Below are 19377 nucleotides of genomic sequence, written 5' to 3'. Positions count from 1 at the left end.
AACGACCTGCCCTCATGTGTGACGTGACGTCTAGCGCGAGTCCAGAAAGGTGTACGCCTGCTTGGGCGACCAGTCGCGGCGCACCAGGCCGAAGTTGTGTTCCAGGTTGTTCGGGTCGGTCCCCGCGTCGCGCAGGGAATAGATGAACAGCGGCCCAAGCCACGGCGCATCGTTCTGCGCGCCGATCGCGATTTGGATGCTCTGAGCCTGGATCTCCTCGGACACCGCGTTGGTCCCGCTGCCGGTGGGTGCGCCGAACTCGGTCATCCAGATCTTCTTGTCGCCGTCACCCGCCGCGACCATCACGTCGCGCATGTCCCACATCCGTGCGGCCGTGCTCCACGATGCCGCCGCCGGGTCATTGGGGAGCGCCGGATAGGTGTAGGGGTGCACACTCAGCGCGTCGAGGGATCGGTTGAATCCGCCCTGATAGAGGTTGCGGACGAAGGTCAGCGGTGCGATGTCGCGACCGTTGTCGGTCCCGGGGGCGAGGCCGCCCGAGATCACCGCCGCCTCGGGGACGGCCCGCTTGATGGCGGTGTAGGACGCCGCGAGGAGCTGCCCGTACTCGGTGGTGTTGGACCGGGGCAGCCAGTAGTTGGCGAGGTTGGGCTCGTTCCAGATCTCCCACACCGCGATCGACTGTGAGTAGCGCTGGGCGGCCGCCGCGGCGAAGGAAGCGAACAGATTGGGGTCGGCGGGCCGGTAGTGGGAGTTGCGCGGGAAGTCGAGCGGCCGTGCGGCCCAGAGCGGGGTGTAGGTGGCCAGACCGACCGGGCACATGCCGTGGGCGACGACGGCATTCACCACTCGGTCGATGGGCGCCCAGTTGCGCTGGCCGCGACGGGGTTCGACGACCGACCAGTCCACGTCGATCCGAACCGCCCACATGTCGAGATCCTCGGCGAGCGACAGTTCCCGGTTCAGGTCGGCGTCCGACGCGGCGAGTATCGAGGCTCCGGGCGAGGCCGCCACCTTGTGGCTGCCGCTCGACAACGCGCAGGTGACCGGCGCCGAGTGGGCGTCGCTGTGCACCCACACGATGCCGGCGAGGGTCGCGAGCAGGACGCAGGTGAACGCCAGCACCGACCGGGAGGTCTTCCGTCGGCGGGAGAGGGACTGGTTCATGGGCAGCCTATCTAGGAAGGAGTGCAGTGCGCGCCACCTCTGTGTCGTCGTCACGACGACAACTCGTGCAGCATAAGCGGCAGGGTGACTGATTTGTCGTGTTTGGTGCCGATCCGGTCACGGGCCTGCGCGGTCATTGCTCGCCGGAGGTCCGCATCGTCGAGAACTCGTGTGATGGCCGCGGCCAATGCGGGCGCATCAGATGGTGGCACGAGGATTCCGGCGCCTCCGCGGAGAAACTCGGTCGTGCCGCCGTGATCGGTGCCGATGACCGGCTTACCGTAGGCCATCGCCTCGAGCACCGAGAGCGGACCGGCCTCGGGGGTCACGCTGGCCGACACGACGACATCCCACCGCTCGAGCGCGTCCTCCGTATCGGTGTGACCGAGAAATCGCACGCGACCGGCGAGATCGGGTCGTCCGGCACGCTCGTGCAGGAATGCGACGTGGTCGGCGTCCCCGGGGAAGGACCCGCCGGCGAACTCCAGTTCGACTCCGGGGAGTGAGGCGACGGCCTCGAGCAGGACCGCGTGACCCTTCCACGGGGTGAGCAGCGCGAGGATTCCGACGACGGGCGGGTCGTGGACTTCGGTCGACAGTGCGGGTACCGGCCACCGGACCCCGTTGTGTGCCACCACCGTGGGCAGGCCCATCGCCGTCAGCGGCGCCGCGGTTGCCTCCGAGACCGCCACCGCACGTCGGATCGCCGGCGCGCTGAGACGCACCACCGCACGCTGACGCCCGGAGGACAACGTGTCGTGCACCAGCCACGACGCGCGGCCGGGAGGACTCGCGACCCGTGCCGCGGGCAAGGCGAACAGAGAGTTCACGATCGTCGTGGCGTTGTGCCGGGTGATGCGGCGGAGGATGCGTCCGGCGCGAACCCAGTCCACCAGGAGACGCGAGGCCCCGGCCAGACGGCGGAGCCCGCGTTCACCACTCAGCCCGAGCGGTGGGATCGGCACGTGCTGCACACCGTCCGGCAACCGGTCGGGCAGGGGGCCGTCGGGACACACGACGACCACCCGCCGTCCGCGCTCGAGCGCGACGTCGATGAGGTCGAGCATCACCTTCTCCGCCCCCGACACCTGCCCGGTGTGTGCGACGAAGACGAGTGTGCCGGTGGACATCACTGGTTCGGTCATCGCATCACCTTTGCGTGGCGGCCGGCAGGAACGATGGTCAGCCGTAGCAGGGCGGCCGCGGGCAGGGCGACGACAAGCGCGGCCATGACGGACACGACGGGCCACGGCACCGGGTCGACGGCCCAGACCCCGACGACGCAGACGGCGGCGGTGAGGAGCGCCAACGCGATGAGTGCGCCGAGGGGCAACAACTCGGCAACGGGCAGCGTCCGGGCCACGACGACCCACAGCGCCACGGCGCACACGCCGAAGGTGATCACGGTCGTGATCGCCGCGCCGGTGTAGGAGTACCGCGGGATCAGCACCACGTTGAGGGCCACGTTGAGAGCGAGGCCGGCGACCGCGATCCATGGATACCGTCTCGCGGATCCGGTGGCGGCGAGGAGGAAGATCCCCAGTACGACGAAGGCCATGATCGCGGCCCCCAGCACCAGGAACCGCGCGGCGTCGGCTCCGTCGACGAAGCGGCGGCCGTAGAGGAGTTCGATGATCTGTCCGGCGCTCGGCCAGAACGCCGCCACCGTGACGGCGCCGGCCGCGCCGAAAGCGATCGCTGCGGTTCGGCATTGCCGGCGGAGTTCGGCCGGACGGTGCGGCCAGGCCGCCACCAGCAGTGTGCTGATCGGCCCGACGGCAGCGAGGATCAGCGTGTCCATGATGTCGGAGAACTTGTAGCCGATGCTGTAGATGCCCACCGCGTCGAGCGAGTCGAGCAGGCTCAGCAACAGCACGTCGATCTTCTGCAGTGCGATGGTCAGCGCGAACCCGATCGCCAGTGGCAGGGCGTCGGCGAGCATCGGTTTCCACCGTGACCACTCGACGACCCGGGACGGCCGGAGCCCCGACGATCGGCGGGCGATCCCGGCCACCTTCACGACCAGCGCGAAGATCTCGTTGGCGACGGGCGCGAGGACGAACACCAGCAGCCATGGTGCGGCGAACGCCGCGGCGACGGTGATCGCGAGTTGCAGGACCTGGCCGAGGCTCTCGGCGATCGCGGTGAGCAGCAGCCGATGCCGGCTCTGGAAGATGACCGTCAGTGCCTGCCCCGGAGTGGAGAACACGACGACGAGTCCGGCGATCGCGGTCGCCCGGATGACCTCGCCCGGATACTGCAGCACGACGACGTAGAGAACGGCGAGCACGTACCCGACGAGTCCCAGGAGTATCCGCAACGCGATGAAGGCGGACGAGGTCCTGGCGACGTCTTCGGGGTCGTCGGAGATGAGCCGGGCCATCACCGCCCGGCCCACGCCGAGGTCGGTGACGATCGCGGTCAGCCCGAGGAGTGCGAAGACGAACGAGTAGCTGCCCCAGTCCTCCGGGGACAGCGTGCGCGCGATGATGACACTGCCGGTCCAGCCGAGGGCGGCGATCACGATGCGACTCAGCAACATCGCCGCGGTGGCGCGCGTCGCCGCCCGAGCGTCGGATGCCGGATGGGCGGGGGGCGGTGCAAGGACCTGCCGCTCGATCTCGAGGTCGGAGGGCAGCGGCCCGGTGACGTCCGGGCTCACGGCGATGTCCCCGGACGCGGGAGCGGGGCGGGCACGTCGATTCCGGCCGCGCGATACGCCTCGACCGTGCGCCGGGCCGTGGTGTCCCAGCTCAGCGATGCCCCGACACGGGTGCCCGCATCCACCAGTCCGCGGCGGGTCTCCGAGTCCCGGACGAGGGGTTCCAGGGCGCGGACCCAGGCGTCCTCGTCGTGTCGTTCCACGAGCACGGCACCGTCGCCGACGACCTGGGGAAGTGCGCCGACGGCGCTCGCGACGACGGCGCCGCCACATGCCATCGCCTCCACCGGCGGCAGCCCGTAGCCCTCGTAGAACGACGCATATGCGGTCACGGTGGCCGCGGCGTAGAGCCCGGGAAGATCGTCGACGTCGACGTATCCGAGACCGAGCGCGGACGACGGGGCGTCCGGACCGGTGGATCCGGCACCACCCAGAACACACGGGATGCCGAGTCGGTGGGCGGCGGACGCGACCAGCGCCACGTTCTTACGTGGCTCGACGGTGCCGATCTGCAGGACGAAACGTTCGGGCAGTTCGTATTTCGTGCGGACCCGCTCGATGTCCGCGGTGCCGGGCGGCCGTGCCCAGGCTGCCGGCGCGAGTTCGGTGACGTACGCATCGCGTCCGCAGACTTCGCGGATGCGTTCGGCGGTGAACTCGGAAACCGCGATCAGGACGTCGGCCCGCCGCAGCGTGGCGCGGACCAGTACGGACTCGCCCGCAGCGCGAAACCGGCTCGACGCCGACGGCATGTCCAGCACCGACAGATCGTGCACCGTGGCCACGGTCGTCGTCGGGCCGGCGACCGGGAGATCGACGTCCAAGCCGTGGAACACCCCGCCGCGTCGCGTGGGCAGTACCCCGTGGACGGCGCGTCGGACGCCGTCGGCCACCGGCCGGCGTAGCGGGGCGACCGACGGGGGCAGCTCTCCGGTGGCGTCGTCCTGGACGACCGCGGCCAGCGGGATGTCACCGAGATGCGCCGGCAGCGCGCTCAATAGTTCGCGGATGTAGGTCTGGACGCCGCTTCCCCCGGGTCGAAGTGCAAGCGCACCGTACGTGATTCGTGTTGTGCAGTCGCGCATCCCACAGCTCCCAACAGCATCCAGAAGTAGAAGTCGAGCGGAAAGATCTCGAAATAGGTGGCCACCAGACTGGCTGCCATCGCCGCGACGATCGAGGCGCTGACACCCAGGACGAACGCCCCGTCGGGGTCGGGGAGCCGGCGGGCGGACTGCACACACCAGATCACTGCCGTCACGATCATCGCAAGAAAGAGCCACAGCCCGAGCGGTCCGAGCTCCAGCAGGAGCTTCACGTAGTAGTTGTCCGGCTGATAGTTCGACGACATCCCCTGAACGGTTCCGCCTGCACCAGCGGTGACCGTCTGGGTGTCCTCCCCGCGGGCCGCCGACATCGCATCGGCCGCCGACCCGCTGGAACCGAGCCCACGACCCAGTGGGTGCACGCCGATGCTGGAGAAGATCTCGCTCCACCCGGTACCGCGCTGGCTCAGGCTGCTCGACGAGAAGAACACGCTCGTGATCGATGGCGGCAGGAACGGCAGGGACACCAGGGCTAGCGCGGCGATCGCGAGCATCGGCGCGACGAGGCGCCGGAATCGTAACGCCGCGAGCCAGATCACGCCGATGGCGAGGCCGAGAATGGCCGCGCGGACCACCGAGGTCGCCATCGTGATCGCCATGACCGGCCAGCAGGCGAGGAACAACTGATTGCGCCGACGGGTCATGTCGGACAGGGCCACCGCGCCGCCGACCAGCAGGGCCATCGTCACGAACAGCCCGAAACCGAACGGCTGGTTGAACGTGCTGAACGTACGGAACAGCGGTCCGCTCGAACGGACCTGTTCGCCGTAGGTGTAGCCGAGTTCGACGAGTTTCGCCGGGCCGATGATCTGCTGCGCGATGCCCACGACGGTGGTGATCACGCCGAGCGCCATGATGATCGACACGAGCCGGTCGCGGTCGCGGGCGTCGAACGGTGTCAGCCACAGTGCGAGAACGGCGAACAGATAGAAGAAGGTCACCTTGATGCCGTAGAGCCCGACAGGTCCGTAGACCCACGCCGCGGAGATCAACCCGAAGACCACGAGCCCGGTCGCCGCAGGCCACCACGGCATATGGAGTGGAGGTCCGGTCCGTGCGGACGGGCGGACACGGCGGTTTGCCGCGCAGATCAGGGTGAGCGCGAGGAGGCCTTCCTTCCAGGCCGCCGCTATCCCCGGCACGGGTGCGACGTCGAGCAGGCCGTCGAGAGGGGTCAGCGCCGCGAGCAGCAGGATTCCTCGCTGGGGCCGTTGATAGATGGCGGCGGTGACAACTCCGCCGGCGACGACGAGACACAGAACGGCGAGCACGACGGGGAGGTGCTGCACGCGCGTCCGCCTTCCTCGCACCCCCGTCGGTTGTTACCCCCGGTGAACAATGTTGGCACCTCGGCGCCGGATTGTCCGTGGCAACCCCCAGATAGGGCGTGTCGCCACGGACGACACCGGCGTGTCAGTGGCCGGAGATCCGGCGGCCCCGGCGGGGTCGGGTGCGGTCGGGGCCCGACTCGGTGGTGACCAGGTGAGCGGTCCGCCGTGCGTGTGCCGAGAGGTCCGGGAGGCCCTTCACGGGTTGATGCATCGGCAGCAGGATGTAACCCTCCTCCCAGGGGAACCGGCCGTACTCATCGGGCCAGACGACTTGCAGCGTCGGGTAATCCGGGAACAGCAGATTCGCGAGGACGAGCTCGTCCTTGTCGACCTGTTCGATCAGCCGCACCGACACCGCCACCGTCTGCAGACGGATGTCGGTCTGGGTCGCGACCAGATCGCGCCAGTCCTCGCGGTGGAGCAGGTCGCCGAGCTCGTTCAGGATGTGGTGCGCGGTGAGCGGATCGACACCGTAGATGGCCAGTTCGGGGATCGAGTGCAGCGAGAGGCCCGCGGTGTAGGAGAACCCGCAGTCGGCCTCGCGGCTGCCGGCCTCGGGGAACCCTTCGCCGACGGAGGTCACCTGCCAGCCGCAGCGGCGGATGGTCTCGAGGGTCGAGCGGATGACGGGATTGGGATGCCACCGGGGCAGACCTCGGATTGCGGCAGCGTGGTCTGACATGGATCGCTCCTTTGTTCGAAGGGTGCGACCATGACACCACGGGGGTCCGACAACTCTGCTCGTCGAAGCCCGAGTGCCGGTCGGGCGCGGGCTCAGTCGGCCGGCCTTCCGCGGATGCCGAAGATCGTGAACACCATCGCACCTGCGGCGAACACCGCGAGCAGGGCGAGGCCGGTGGTGTAACTGTGGGTGGCGGCGTCGTAGGTGGCCCCCATGACCAGTGGCGGGAAGAAGCCGCCGACCCCGCCCGCGGCTCCGACGATGCCGGTCACCGAGCCCACGCGTTCGGCCGGCGCGGCCTGTGCGACCCAGCTGAACACGGACCCCGATCCGAGGCCCATGCAGATCGCCATCAGCACGAAATCGATGCCTGCCGGGATCTCCACCGGGGGTGTGGTGATCATCCAGGCGGCGAGGACCACCGCGCCGCCGCACGAGATCACCGTGATGATCCGCGGTCCGAACCGGTCGGACAGGATGCCGCCGAGCGGTCGGGCGAGTACCGCCGCGATCGCGAAACCCGCGGTTCGGGTGCCGGCCGCCTGCAGGTCGAAGTCGTAGACGTCCTTGAGGTAGGTCGGCAGATAGGTGCTGAACGCGACGAAACCGCCGAACGTCGCGGCATAGAGGAAACCGAGTTGCCAGGTGATGGGTAACTTGGCGGCGGCGGCGAGCTTCGGCACCACGGAGTCGTGGGACGGAACCCAGCGCGGTGAGTCGCGCATGAACATCCAGCAGACCGCCGCGGTCGCCGCCAGCGCCACCGCGATGACGACGTGGGTGGCGACGTATCCGAACCACGACACGAATCGCGGGGTGAAGAACGCCGACAGCGCGGTGCCGCCCATTCCCGCGCCGAACACCCCGGTCGCGAAGCCACGACGTGACTTGTCGTACCAGGCGTTCACGAAGGGAATGCCCACCGCGAACGTCGTACCGGCGACGCCGAGGAGGAACCCGGCGACGAGCAGCAGCGGGTAACTCGCGAGGCGACCGGCCGCCGCCACCAGCAACACGAACGGGATCGTGACGACCAGAAGCACCGTGAACATGAGACGACCACCGAACCGGTCGGTCAGGGCTCCGGTCAGGATTCGGCCCAGCGACCCCACGAGAACGGGGATCGCGACGAGGATCGACTTCTGGCTTGCCGACAGGTCCAGCTGATCGGTGTACACCACTCCGAGGGGGCCGATGAGATTCCATGCCCAGAAGCTGATCGTGAAGGCCAGCGTCGCGAGCGTGAGGTTGATCGACTGCGACCCGGTGGTTGCCCGGGTGGCTGCGGTGTCGGTGGTCATCGATCACGGTCCTTCACTCCGACCGGGGCCCAGCCCGGCCGAGACGGCCGGCTACCCGGTGCCGGTCGACGGTCGCGGCTCCGGTAGACGATGTACGGCCGGAACAGATAGTGCACGGGTGCGGTGAAGATGTGTACCAACCGGGTGAATGGCACCATCGCGAACAGGAGCATCCCGATCAGAATGTGGACGTGAAAGCGGAACGGGGCCTGCACCATCGCCGAGACGTCCGGTTGGAGGACGAAGATCGATCGGAACCACGGGGACACGGTCTCCCGGTAGTTCACGCCGTGCGCGTGCGGGTCCGCCGCGCCGATGATCGTGATGTAGGTGCCCGCGATCAACGCCGTGGTGAGCACGAGATACATCGCCTTGTCGTTGCGGGTGGTGGCCATGAACACCGGGCCGACGGTGCGGCGGCGGTAGACGAGCATGCCCACTCCGACGAGCGTCGCGACCGCGGCCAGCAGCCCGAAGATCGCCGCGCCCCAGTGGTAGGTCGTCTCGCTGACACCGACCGCGTCGGTCCACGACTCCGGGATCAGCAGACCCATCGCATGTCCGATGATGACCACGAGTATCCCGTAGTGGAACAGCGGCGAGGCCACTCGTAACAGGCGGGACTCGTAGAGTTCCGAGGATCTCGTGGTCCAGCCGAATTTGTCATAGCGATATCGCCAGATCGTGCCGCCGATCAGCAGTCCGAGCGTCACGTACGGCAGTACGCCCCAGAGGAAGATGTCCACGCGTCACCTCACGGTCGGGTTCGGGATCGGGGGTCGTGATGACGTCGGATCGATGGGGAGAAGCCGGGGATCGTAGGGTTCCAGTCCCACGGTCTCGGTGGGGACCGGCCGGCATCGTGCCATCGCCGTCTCGCGGTCGGGCGGGGACGGACTGGGCAGGGTAGTACACACCGCGGCCACCGCGCCGGCGTACGGTGAGTCCGCCTCCAGCAACGAGAACTTGATGAGTTCGAGTGCCGCGCGGTGTTTTTCGAGGAGTTCGACGCCTCGTCCGGGATCGGCGCGCGCACTGAACTCGAGGACGATCGGCAGATGGTCGGGTAGCTCGCCGTGGAGGTCGACGAGGAATCCGCTGTCCCGGTAGACCTGTTTGAACTCGCCGAGCGAGGATCCGCGCCGGCGGGTGTCGCCGTCCGACCAATAGGACAGGTACAGCGTGGATCGCTTCGACAGGTCGAACAGATCGATGTAGTTGCGACGCAGGGTCATCGCGTCCTCGCCGGCGAGGTGGTCGACGGTGCGTCCGAGCAACTGCACCGCGGCGTCCCGGCGCTGTTCGTCGAGAGCGGTGCGCATGAGGTCGATGCGCGAGAGCACGTCGTCGTCGGGATAGCTGAGGCACCAGGAGCTGATCTGGTGGATCACCCGGACTCCGGTCGATGTTCTCGCGGCGCGGTCGAACCGGGGGAAGGCCCTCATCCGCGATCGCCCCGTTCATTCTCTCGCCCGTGCTCCGCGCGGTCGGGGAACATCCCCGCGGGAACACCGTTCCCGTCCCAGTTCAGCAGGTTGGTGCGTCCGGCCAGCGTGTGCGAGCCGGCCGCGGTGTCGGTGGTCTGTCGCTGCCGCAGCGCGTGGAAGGTCTCCACCGAGACCGGTGCCGGACGGCCACTCGCCTCACCGAACGCGGACGAGTCGAACATGCCCGGACCCTCGTCGTAGTCGAGCGCACAGGCCATTTCGTCGAGTTTCTCGGCCTGTTCGAGATGTGCGGTCGGGATCACGTACCGCTCATCGTATTTCGCGATGGCCATCAGCCGGTACATCTCGTAGATCTGTTCCTCGGTCATCCCCACCGCCGCGGGGATGGCACCGTCGGGTTCCCGGCCGAGCGTGACATCACGCATGTAGGCACGCATCGCCGCCAGGCGGCGCAACACCGCGTCGACCACCGTGGTGTCACCGGCGGTGAACAGTTCGGCGAGGTACTCGACCGGGATACGCAGCGCCTCGATGGCGCCGAAGAGGGTTCCCGGGCTCTCCGCGTCGTGTCCTTGCTCGGCCAGCAGGTCGACGATCGGGGACAGCGGCGGGACGTACCAGACCATCGGCATGGTGCGGTATTCCGGATGCAGCGGAAGTGCGACCCGATACTTCTTGGCCAGCGCGTACACCGGTGAGCGGCGCGCCGCCGCCAGCCAGTCGTCGGGGATCCCGTCGGCCCGAGCCGCCGCGAGGACCTCGGGGTCGTCGGGGTCCAGCATCAGATCGAGTTGGGCCCCGTAAAGATCCTGCTCATCCGGGGTGGACGCGGCCGCGGTGACGGCGTCGGCGTCGTACAGGAAGATCCCGAGGTAGCGCAGGCGTCCGACGCAGGTCTCCGAACACACGGTGGGTTGACCCACCTCGATGCGCGGATAGCACAGGGTGCACTTCTCGGCCTTACCGGACTTGTGGTTGAAATAGATCTTCTTGTACGGACATCCGGTGATGCACTGACGCCAGCCGCGGCACCGGTCCTGGTCCACGAGCACGATCCCGTCCTCGCTGCGCTTGTAGATCGCGCCGGACGGGCACGACGCCATGCACGAAGGATTGAGGCAGTGCTCGCAGATCCGCGGCAGATAGAACATGAAGGTCTGCTCGAACCCGAGTTTGACCGCGTCCTCGCTGTCGCGCCGGAGCTTCTCGACGATGGGGTCGTGCGGCACGTGTTCTGTTGCGCCACCGAGGTTGTCGTCCCAGTTCGCCGACCAGGTCACCTTGGTGTCCTCGCCGGTGAGCAGGGATTTGGGACGCGCGACGGGGAAGTCGTCACCGAGCGGGGCATCGATCAGCGTCTGGTAGTCGTAGGTCCACGGCTCGTAGTAGTCGTTGATCGTGGGCTGCACGGGACTGGCGAACAGGGTCAACAGCTTCTGGAGCCGTCCCCCGGTGCGCAACCGCAACTTCCCGTTGCGGTTGAGTCGCCATCCACCGCGCCACGTGTCCTGATCCTCATAACGCCGTGGATAACCCTGCCCGGGACGGGTTTCGACGTTGTTGAACCACACGTACTCGGTGCCCGACCGGTTGGTCCAGGCCTGCTTGCAGGTCACCGAGCAGGTGTGGCATCCGATGCACTTGTCGAGATTCATCACCATCCCGACCTGGGCCATGACTCGCATCAGTACGTCACCTCCTGGCTGCGCTTGCGGATCGTCGACACCATGTCGCGTTGATTGCCGGTGGGGCCGAGATAGTTGAAGGCGTAGGACAACTGGGCGTATCCACCGATGAGGTGAGTGGGTTTGACGAGAAGTCGGGTGGGGGAGTTGTGGATTCCGCCGCGGCGCCCGGTCGCCTCCGACTTGGGTACGTCGATGGTGCGCTCCTGCGCGTGATGTACGTAGCAGACGCCCTCGGGCATCCGGTGACTCACGATCGCGCGGCAGACGAACACCCCGTTGGCGTTAACGCATTCGATCCAGTCGTTGTCGGACACCTCGATCGACGCGGCGTCCTGCGGACTCAGCCAGGCGACCGGACCACCACGCGACAGCGACAGCATGAACAGGTTGTCCTGGTACTCGGAGTGGATCGACCACTTGCTGTGCGGCGTCAGGTAACGCACCGTGATCTCGCGCGCGCCGTCGGGACCGAGTCGCGGTTCGCCGAACAGGCGGTGCATGTCCAGTGGGGGTCGGTAGATCGGCAGCGACTCGCCCATGTCGATCATCCAGTCGTGATCGAGGTAGAAGTGCATGCGTCCGGTGAGTGTGTGAAAAGGCTTGAGCCGCTCGATGTTCACGGTGAACGGGGCGTACCGCCGACCGCCGGTCTCGGAGCCGGACCATTCCGGCGAGGTGATCACCGGAACGGGTGCCTTCTGGGTGTCGGCGAACCTGATCCGCTTCTCCTCCGAACCTCGTGCGAGGTCGTCGAGTTGCACACCCACGCGGGTCTGGAGCTGTTCGAAACCGGCCACCGCGAGTGCGCCGTTGGTGGTGCCGGACAGCGTGAGGATCGCCTCGGCGAGCTTCTCGTCGGTGTCGATCGCCGGGCGGCCTTCGCCGGCACCGCTCGGCATGACGCCGTTGGACTCGGCGAGCGTCCGCGTGTGTTCCTCGAGAGGGTAGGTCACGCTCTTGACGGTGAAGCCCAGAGTGTCGGCCAGCGGTCCGATCGTCGCGAGCTTGTCGGCGATCGCCGTGTAATCACGTTCGACGACACTGAAGTTCGGCATGTTCCGACCAGGTGTGCCACGCACGCCGGTGTCGCGCCAGTCGACGACCCGCCCGTGCGGTTGGGCGGTTTCCCCGGGGGTGTCGTGCTGCATCGGCGCACTCACGAGGTCGTGACGTGTCCCGAGGTGCGTCCGAGCGAGCTCCGACAACTTGCGGGCGAGCCGGTGGAACAGCTCGAAGTCCGACTTCGCCTCCCAGGGGGGAGCGATGGCCGGGGTGAACGCGTGGACGAAGGGGTGCATGTCGGTGGACGAGAGATCGTACTTCTCGTACCAGGTCGCCGCAGGCAGCACGATGTCGGACAACAGCGTCGTGGAGGTCATGCGGAAGTCGGCGGACAGCAGCAGGTCGAGTTTCCCCTCGGGAGGCCGGTCATGCCACCGGATCTCGCTCGGACGCGGTGCCTCGGGATCTTCGGTCCCCAGCACGTTGTGATGTGTGCCGAGCAGAGTCCGCAGGAAGTACTCGTTGCCCTTGGCCGACGAACCGAGCAGGTTCGACCGCCACAGGACGAGAGTTCGCGGCCAGTTCTCCGGCGCGTCGACATCGGAGATGGCGGGTGTCAGGTCGCCGGTGTGCAGACGGTCGGCGACGTAACCGGCCACGTCGTCGGCGTCTCCACGGTCGACCGCTGCGGTGGCCTCGTCGGCGACGTCGAGGGGATTCGCCGAGAACTGCGGGTAGAAGGGCATCCACCCGAGCCGCGCGGACTGTGCGATCGCGTCGGCGGTGTGCTCGTGGTTCATCGAGCCGCGCGCCAGCGGCGAGGCGAGTGACGCGGTGGAATATCCATCGTTGCGCCACTGCCCGGTGTGCATGTACCAGTACGACGTCCCGGTCATCGTCCGAGGCGGACGCGACCAGTCGAGCGCGTTCGCCAGCGACACCCAACCGGTGATCGGACGACACTTCTCCTGCCCGACGTAGTGTGCCCAGCCGCCCCCGTTCCGGCCCATACAGCCGGTGAGGATGAGCAGCGAGAGGATCGCGCGGTAGGTCGCGTCGCCGTGGAACCATTGGCAGATTCCGGCGCCCATGATGATCATCGAGCGGCCCTGCGACTCTTCGGCATTGGCAGCGAATTCGCGGGCGACGCGGATCGCGGCCTCGGCCGGGACGCCGGTGATCTCGGCCTGCCACGCCGGGGTGTATGGCGTGGTCGCGTCGTCGTAGCCGGTGGGCCACTCGCCGGGAAGCCCGTCCCGGGCGACGCCGTACTGCGCGAGCATCAGGTCGAAGACGGTCGTGACGAGGCGGCCGTTGATCCGCCGGGCCGGGACACCGCGGCGGACCACCGAGCCGCTGCCGTCCGGTGCGTCGAAGACCGGGAAGGACACCGAGACGAGCTCCGCGTCGGGACCCAGGAGAGTCAGGGCGGGCCGCACGCCCTCGAGGTCGAGATTCCACCGTCCCACGCCGGACTCGGCGTACCGGAACCCCACCGAACCGTTCGGCACCGCGGGACCGTCGCGGTCCTCGTCCCAGAACACGGTCTTCCAGACGTCCTCGGCGGTGTGACCGGAGCCGACTTCGTCGGCGGTGGGGCTGGAGCCGACTTCGTCGGCGGTGGGCCTGGAGCCGACTTCGTCGGCGGTGGGGCTGGAGCCGACTTCGTCGGCGGTGACGAACTTGCCCGCCACCAGCGTGTCCTGGTCGTCGTGCTCGTCGAGGCGGATGAGGAACGGGAGGTCGGTGTAGGTGCGGACGTAGGAGTCGAAGAAGTCGGTCGTGCGGTCGCGGAAGAACTCGGTCAGGATGACGTGGCCCATGGCCATCGCGAGAGCGGCGTCGGTGCCGGCCTGCGCCGGTAGCCACTCGTCGGCGAACTTGGTGTTGTCGGCGTAATCGGGACTGACGGCGACCACCTTGGTGCCGCGATAGCGAACCTCGGCCATCCAGTGTGCGTCCGGGGTACGGGTGACGGGCACGTTCGATCCCCACATCATCAGGTAGGTCGCGTCCCACCAGTCCCCGGATTCCGGGACGTCGGTTTGGTCGCCGAACACCTGCGGACTCGCCACGGGCAGGTCGGCGTACCAGTCGTAGAACGACGTCATGACGCCGCCGATGAGCTGGATGAAGCGCGTGCCGACGCAGTGGCTCACGATCGACATCGCGGGGATCGGCGAGAATCCCGCACACCGGTCGGGCCCGTAGGTCTTGATGGTGTGGACATGTGCCGCGGCCGCCATCTCGGTGGCTTCGTCCCAGCTCACCCGCACCAGGCCGCCTTTGCCCCGGGCCTGCTGGTACGAGCGGCGCCGGAGCGGATCGGACACGACATCGGCCCAGGCGAGGACGGGGTCACCGAGCCGGGCTCTCGCCTCGCGGTACATCTCGACGAGAACACCTCGCGCGTACGGGTGCCGAACACGCGTGGGGGAGTAGGTATACCAGGAGAATGCGGCGCCGCGCGGACATCCGCGTGGCTCGTACTCGGGTCGGTCGGGTCCCACCGACGGGTAGTCGGTTTCCTGGGTCTCCCAGGTGATGATCCCGTCCTTGACGTAGACCTTCCACGAGCACGAACCGGTGCAGTTCACCCCGTGCGTGGAACGGACGATCTTGTCGTGGCTCCACCGGTCTCGATAGAAGACGTCGCCGGCGCGCCCACCGTCACGGAATACTGCGCGACGGTCGTCGGTCTCGTCCCAACGGGTGAAGAACTTGCCGATGTTCAGAAGGGCAGTGGCTGCAGTGCCCTGAGTGTCGCCGGACCGGGCCATGCGCGCAACGATACGGATCTGTGTCAGGCGATATCTGCTATTTCCTCGATTCGACGCGAATGCGACAGACAATCTCAAGAATGGTGTGTCGGGAAATCAAATCCGCACACTCGAACAATTGCGGACCCCAGGGCAGGTTGCGCTCATCGATTGCGTAGGTCTGACGTGCTTCGGCGTCGTGGGTCAGTGCGTGGCGACTGTCAGCAGCACCGCGGAATCCTCGCGGGCGGTGAGTCCGTGACGCTCGGGAGGGATCGTGACGAGGTCGCCCTGCCGGCCATCCCAGTTGTGCTCGCCCGTCTTGAGGGAGACGTGGCCCCGGAGGACGTGAAGGGTTGCCTCGGTGGGGCTTTCGTGATCGGACAACGTGGCTCCGGCGACCAGCGCGATAACCGTCTGTCGCAGGTGCCGTGAGGAGTCGCCGTACAGTGTGTGCGCAGCGCGACGGCTCCTGGCCCCATGTGCGGTGGTCAGGAGCTCGTCGACGAGTTCGGGCAGCCGGGTCGAGTGCATGGCTCGACGATGGCATACGGCGCGCACGATGGTTGTGGTTCTGCCGATCGACGCCGATTTGTTGCCGACCGGAACACTGCCGGAGCTTTCGCCGGCTTACACATGTGCGGCCTGGTGAATAGTGCGCTGCTCTGGGCGGAACTCGCGCTGAATACGCGATGTCGTCATGGTGCCTGCGGAAATCGGTGGTCTCTTCACGGGGCTGGTCGGATGATGATCGTGGCCGCGTCGGCTCGACGGGTCAGACACGCGAAGAGCGCCGATCGAGTGAGCCCCAGTCGAGAGAGCCGCCGTCGGGTGACCCGGATCTGCTGTCGACAGCGTCGTGTCATCCGGCAATCACGCGCAGTATGCGGTCGTCGTCATCGGTGGGCTGTCCGCGGCCGTCGGTGTTGCTCGTGCTCACCCAGAGCGAACCGTCGGGTGCTGCGGCCACCGCGCGGATCCGTCCGTAGTCGTCGGTGAGGTGACTCGCCGGTTGACCGGTCGACTCGCCGTCGAGGGGCACCTCCCACAGCCTCCGGCCGCGCAACGCGGCGACGTACGCGCGATCACCGACGATCGCGAGGCCGGCCGGCGAGGCCTCCTGCGGGGTCCAGGTGACCTTCGGGGCGATGAACCGAGGATCGTCGGATTCGCCTTCGAACTCGGGCCAGCCATAGTTGCCGCCGCGCCGGATGAGGTTGAGTTCGTCGCGCTTGTTCTGGCCGAACTCGGTTGCCCACAGGCGGCCCGCGCCGTCGAATGCCAACCCTTCCACGTTGCGATGGCCGTAGGAGTAGACCTCGTTGCCGAACGGGTTGCCGGGCCATGGGCGACCCTCGGTGTCCACACGTAGGATCTTGCCGTTGAGGGACCGTATGTCTTGTGCGACAGCGGGTTCGGCTGCATCGCCGACCGCGACGAAGAGGCTGCCGTCGGCATCGAAGACGAGCGCACCGCCGTGGTGGTTGTAGGCGGCGTCGAGGCCGCGCAGGAGTGTGCGCGGACCGGTGAGTCGCCGGCCGTCGAAGTCCAGCCGGACGAGCCGGTTGTCGGAGTCGGTGGTGTAGTAGACGAACACCGCGTCCTCGGCGCCCGGGGCGATCGCGATGCCCTGCAGCCCACCCTCGCCGCGAGGCGCGGCGTCGCCGATCTCGCCGACGGTCCGGACCTCACCCGACCCGGACACCCGCACGATCGTGGCGTCGTCGCGTTGGGTGACCAACGCATCGCCGCCGCGGAGGAATCCCATTGCCCACGGCACGTTAAGTCCCGAGGCGATCACCTCGACGGCTGTCCTCCCCGTGTCCTCGGTGTCTCTCTGCCCGTCGCGCGACGGTGAGGGGCGGACGCCGCCGGCGCCCGAGCAGCCGGAGGTGAGTACGGCGCCGGTGAACCCGAGCAGCCCGGCGGTGAGAAGCTGGCGGCGATCCATACCCTCGATGGTGCCCGATCTCGGTGGCGCTCCCGGGCCCGATTTGGGTCTGGCCAGCAGATTCCCTACACTAGACCGGTTGCCTGTGCACCTCAGGTGCCCGGGACACAACTGAATAGTCTCCGGTGCCGGCGAAAAGCCAAGGGCACCGGCGGCGAGAACCTTCAGAAACTATCCACTTCGTGGAAGGCCCACCGCAGGTCAGAGGGATTTCCCTCTCATCGGCGCTGTATGGGAACCGCCACGAGAAAGGTTGACGGTCACCCATGACCATGACTGACCCGATCGCAGACTTCTTGACACGTCTGCGCAACGCCAACTCGGCGTACCACGACGAGGTGAAACTCCCGTCGTCGAAGATCAAGGTGAACATCGCCGAGATCCTCAAGCGTGAGGGCTACATCACCGACTACCGCATCGAGGATGCGGAGGTCGGCAAGAGCCTCATCGTCTCCCTGAAGTACGGCCCCAGCCGTGAGCGCTCCATCGCAGGTCTGCGCCGCGTCTCGAAGCCGGGTCTCCGGGTTTATGCAAAGTCCACCAACCTGCCCAAGGTGCTGGGCGGCCTCGGCGTGGCCATCATCTCCACGTCGTCGGGTCTGCTCACCGATCGCCAGGCAGCCAACCAGGGCGTGGGCGGCGAAGTCCTCGCCTACGTCTGGTAGGGGAGGAAACGACATGTCGCGTATCGGTAAGAACCCCATCGAGATCCCCGCGGGCGTCGACGTCACCGTCGACGGACAGCGCGTCTCCGTCAAGGGCCCGAAGGGTGAGCTCTCGCTCACCGTCTCCGAGCCCATCGAGGTCGCCAAGGAGGACAACTCCGTCGTCGTGACCCGCCCCAACGACGAGCGTCGCAGCCGCGCGCTGCACGGCCTGAGCCGTTCGCTGATCAACAACCTGGTCATCGGCGTCACGCAGGGCTACACCACGAAGATGGAGATCTTCGGTGTCGGCTACCGCGTCCAGGCGAAGGGCAAGGACCTCGAGTTCGCCCTCGGTTACAGCCATCCCGTACCGATCGAGGCCCCCGAAGGCATCACCTTCGCCGTGGAGTCCCCGACCAAGTTCTCGGTCTCGGGTATCGACAAGCAGAAAGTCGGCCAGATCTCGGCGAACATCCGCCGCCTGCGTCGTCCGGACCCCTACAAGGGCAAGGGCATTCGCTACGAGGGTGAGCAGATCCGTCGCAAGGTCGGAAAGACGGGTAAGTAAGCCATGAGTGACACAGCTACCAAGACCAGCCGTAAGCCCCTCGGCAAGGACGTGTCGACGCGTCGTCGCACCGCGACCGCCAACCGGCACTTCCGTCTCCGCAAGAAGGTCAGCGGAACCCCGGAGCGTCCGCGTCTCGCCGTCAAGCGCAGCTCGCGCCACATCCACGTGCAGCTCATCGACGACCTGGCCGGCAAGACGCTGGCAGCCGCGTCGTCGATCGAGTCCGACGTGCGTGCGGCCGGCGGCGACAAGTCGGCGCAGGCCCGCAAGGTCGGCGAGCTCATCGCCGCTCGTGCCAAGGCCGCCGGCGTCGACGCCGTCGTGTTCGACCGTGGTGGCAAGGACTACCACGGCCGTATCGCCGCGCTCGCGGATGCCGCCCGTGAGGGAGGCCTGAGCTTCTGATGACCATCTTCACCAGCTACACCCACATGACCGGAGGGAACCTCTGATGCCCGGACGTCAGCGTGACGGCGGAAACGGACCCGCCGGTAACGACAGCAACCAGAACACCGCAGGTGGCGGCAACGACCGTCGCGGCGGTGGCCGCGGAGATCGCCGCGATCGCGGCGGCCGCGACCAGGACCGCAACCAGCTCGAGCGCGTGGTGACCATCAACCGCGTCTCGAAGGTGGTCAAGGGTGGACGTCGTTTCTCGTTCACCGCTCTCGTGGTGGTCGGCGACGGCCAGGGCATGGTCGGCGTCGGCTACGGCAAGGCCAAGGAAGTCCCGGCCGCGATCCAGAAGGGCGTCGAAGAGGCTCGCAAGAACTTCTTCCGCGTGCCGCTGATCGGTGGCACCGTCACCCACCCGGTTCAGGGTGAGGCCGCTGCCGGTGTCGTCATGCTGCGCCCGGCCAGCCCCGGTACCGGTGTGATCGCCGGTGGCGCGGTGCGTGCCGTGCTCGAGTGCGCGGGCGTCCACGACGTCCTCGCCAAGAGCCTCGGCTCCGACAACGCCATCAACGTCGTGCACGCAACGGTCGCCGCACTCAAGATGCTGCAGCGTCCCGAAGAGGTCGCGGCCCGTCGTGGTCTGCCGATCGAGGACGTCGCTCCGGCCGGTATGCTGCGCGCCCGTGCAGGACAGGGGGTCTGATC

At 67.5% G+C, this 19377-nt stretch carries 17 protein-coding genes; 4 read left to right on the top strand and 13 right to left on the bottom strand.

Translation table 11 applies throughout. The features are described from left to right. Positions 1-30: 30 nt before the first annotated feature. The 13 genes from IHQ52_RS21665 to IHQ52_RS21605 form a co-directional block, all read right to left on the bottom strand. A complete protein-coding gene (locus tag IHQ52_RS21665; RefSeq protein ID WP_024497722.1) occupies positions 31-1128 on the bottom strand; it encodes a cellulase family glycosylhydrolase in 1098 nt (365 codons plus the stop codon). A 50-nt stretch (positions 1129-1178) separates the two neighbouring features. Then, positions 1179-2273 carry a glycosyltransferase family 4 protein gene (locus IHQ52_RS21660; protein WP_024497723.1) on the bottom strand — a complete coding sequence of 365 codons (1095 nt, stop codon included), beginning with the start codon at positions 2271-2273 and terminating at the stop codon, positions 1179-1181. Further along, entirely contained in the window at positions 2270-3790 is a 1521-nt protein-coding gene (locus IHQ52_RS21655; protein ID WP_024497724.1) for a flippase, read from the bottom strand. Before IHQ52_RS21655 ends, IHQ52_RS21660 begins: the two co-directional genes overlap by 4 nt. Then, positions 3787-4752 carry a glycosyltransferase family 4 protein gene (locus tag IHQ52_RS21650; protein ID WP_024497725.1) on the bottom strand — a complete coding sequence of 322 codons (966 nt, stop codon included), beginning with the start codon at positions 4750-4752 and terminating at the stop codon, positions 3787-3789. The genes IHQ52_RS21655 and IHQ52_RS21650 overlap by 4 nt, the downstream gene beginning before the upstream one ends. A gap of 32 nt (positions 4753-4784) precedes the next feature. Next, complete coding sequence (locus tag IHQ52_RS21645; protein ID WP_024497726.1) at positions 4785-6185, bottom strand: O-antigen ligase family protein; 1401 nt, start codon at positions 6183-6185, stop codon at positions 4785-4787. Between the two features lie 124 nt (positions 6186-6309). After that, positions 6310-6909, bottom strand: coding sequence for a DUF4262 domain-containing protein (locus tag IHQ52_RS21640; protein ID WP_024497727.1), 600 nt, complete (start codon positions 6907-6909; stop codon positions 6310-6312). Positions 6910-7001: 92 nt separating this feature from the next. Beyond that, positions 7002-8210 carry an MFS transporter gene (locus IHQ52_RS21635; protein ID WP_024497728.1) on the bottom strand — a complete coding sequence of 403 codons (1209 nt, stop codon included), beginning with the start codon at positions 8208-8210 and terminating at the stop codon, positions 7002-7004. After that, a complete protein-coding gene (gene narI / locus IHQ52_RS21630; protein WP_024497729.1) occupies positions 8207-8956 on the bottom strand; it encodes a respiratory nitrate reductase subunit gamma in 750 nt (249 codons plus the stop codon). The genes IHQ52_RS21635 and narI overlap by 4 nt, the downstream gene beginning before the upstream one ends. Before the next feature lie 3 nt (positions 8957-8959). After that, positions 8960-9655: a nitrate reductase molybdenum cofactor assembly chaperone gene (narJ, locus tag IHQ52_RS21625; protein WP_024497730.1), complete on the bottom strand. Its 696-nt coding sequence runs from the start codon at positions 9653-9655 to the stop codon at positions 8960-8962. Further along, the gene (narH, locus tag IHQ52_RS21620; RefSeq protein WP_024497731.1) at positions 9652-11343 is read right to left on the bottom strand and encodes a nitrate reductase subunit beta; all 1692 of its coding nucleotides are present in this window, start codon (positions 11341-11343) and stop codon (positions 9652-9654) included. Before narH ends, narJ begins: the two co-directional genes overlap by 4 nt. Then, positions 11343-15128, bottom strand: coding sequence for a nitrate reductase subunit alpha (locus tag IHQ52_RS21615; RefSeq protein WP_024497732.1), 3786 nt, complete (start codon positions 15126-15128; stop codon positions 11343-11345). The genes narH and IHQ52_RS21615 overlap by 1 nt, the downstream gene beginning before the upstream one ends. Before the next feature lie 183 nt (positions 15129-15311). Continuing rightward, positions 15312-15641, bottom strand: coding sequence for a cupin domain-containing protein (locus tag IHQ52_RS21610; RefSeq protein WP_006360202.1), 330 nt, complete (start codon positions 15639-15641; stop codon positions 15312-15314). Positions 15642-15969: 328 nt separating this feature from the next. Further along, positions 15970-17058 carry a PQQ-dependent sugar dehydrogenase gene (locus tag IHQ52_RS21605; RefSeq protein WP_024497733.1) on the bottom strand — a complete coding sequence of 363 codons (1089 nt, stop codon included), beginning with the start codon at positions 17056-17058 and terminating at the stop codon, positions 15970-15972. A 266-nt stretch (positions 17059-17324) separates the two neighbouring features. Between IHQ52_RS21605 and rpsH the strand changes: the two genes are divergently transcribed. The 4 genes from rpsH to rpsE are packed head-to-tail and all read left to right on the top strand — an operon-like array spanning position 17325 to position 19375. Then, a complete protein-coding gene (gene rpsH / locus IHQ52_RS21600; protein WP_005197628.1) occupies positions 17325-17723 on the top strand; it encodes a 30S ribosomal protein S8 in 399 nt (132 codons plus the stop codon). Between the two features lie 13 nt (positions 17724-17736). Then, positions 17737-18273, top strand: coding sequence for a 50S ribosomal protein L6 (gene rplF, locus IHQ52_RS21595; RefSeq protein ID WP_006434616.1), 537 nt, complete (start codon positions 17737-17739; stop codon positions 18271-18273). 3 nt (positions 18274-18276) lie between these two features. Then, on the top strand, positions 18277-18681 hold the full coding sequence (rplR, locus tag IHQ52_RS21590) for a 50S ribosomal protein L18 (RefSeq protein ID WP_024497734.1): 405 nt from the start codon (positions 18277-18279) through the stop codon (positions 18679-18681). A gap of 46 nt (positions 18682-18727) precedes the next feature. After that, on the top strand, positions 18728-19375 hold the full coding sequence (gene rpsE / locus IHQ52_RS21585) for a 30S ribosomal protein S5 (RefSeq protein WP_006434614.1): 648 nt from the start codon (positions 18728-18730) through the stop codon (positions 19373-19375). Positions 19376-19377 lie beyond the last annotated feature (2 nt).

Origin of the sequence: Gordonia amicalis, assembly GCF_022059885.1 — a bacterium.
Classification (GTDB): Bacteria; Actinomycetota; Actinomycetes; order Mycobacteriales; family Mycobacteriaceae; genus Gordonia; species Gordonia amicalis.
Note: the sequence above shows the minus strand (reverse complement) of the source record. Positions and strands in the feature narration are given on the sequence as shown.

Excerpts from the sequence above, each read along its gene's own strand:
- IHQ52_RS21665 (WP_024497722.1), bottom strand. The coding sequence starts at position 1,128 with ATGAACCAGTCCCTCTCCCGCCGACGGAAGACCTCCCGGTCGGTGCTG.
- IHQ52_RS21660 (WP_024497723.1), bottom strand. The coding sequence starts at position 2,273 with ATGACCGAACCAGTGATGTCCACCGGCACACTCGTCTTCGTCGCACAC.
- IHQ52_RS21640 (WP_024497727.1), bottom strand. The coding sequence starts at position 6,909 with ATGTCAGACCACGCTGCCGCAATCCGAGGTCTGCCCCGGTGGCATCCC.
- IHQ52_RS21635 (WP_024497728.1), bottom strand. The coding sequence starts at position 8,210 with ATGACCACCGACACCGCAGCCACCCGGGCAACCACCGGGTCGCAGTCG.
- narJ (WP_024497730.1), bottom strand. The coding sequence starts at position 9,655 with ATGAGGGCCTTCCCCCGGTTCGACCGCGCCGCGAGAACATCGACCGGA.
- narH (WP_024497731.1), bottom strand. The coding sequence starts at position 11,343 with ATGCGAGTCATGGCCCAGGTCGGGATGGTGATGAATCTCGACAAGTGC.
- IHQ52_RS21615 (WP_024497732.1), bottom strand. The coding sequence starts at position 15,128 with ATGGCCCGGTCCGGCGACACTCAGGGCACTGCAGCCACTGCCCTTCTG.
- IHQ52_RS21610 (WP_006360202.1), bottom strand. The coding sequence starts at position 15,641 with ATGCACTCGACCCGGCTGCCCGAACTCGTCGACGAGCTCCTGACCACC.
- IHQ52_RS21605 (WP_024497733.1), bottom strand. The coding sequence starts at position 17,058 with ATGGATCGCCGCCAGCTTCTCACCGCCGGGCTGCTCGGGTTCACCGGC.
- rpsH (WP_005197628.1), top strand. The coding sequence starts at position 17,325 with ATGACCATGACTGACCCGATCGCAGACTTCTTGACACGTCTGCGCAAC.
- rplF (WP_006434616.1), top strand. The coding sequence starts at position 17,737 with ATGTCGCGTATCGGTAAGAACCCCATCGAGATCCCCGCGGGCGTCGAC.
- rplR (WP_024497734.1), top strand. The coding sequence starts at position 18,277 with ATGAGTGACACAGCTACCAAGACCAGCCGTAAGCCCCTCGGCAAGGAC.
- rpsE (WP_006434614.1), top strand. The coding sequence starts at position 18,728 with ATGCCCGGACGTCAGCGTGACGGCGGAAACGGACCCGCCGGTAACGAC.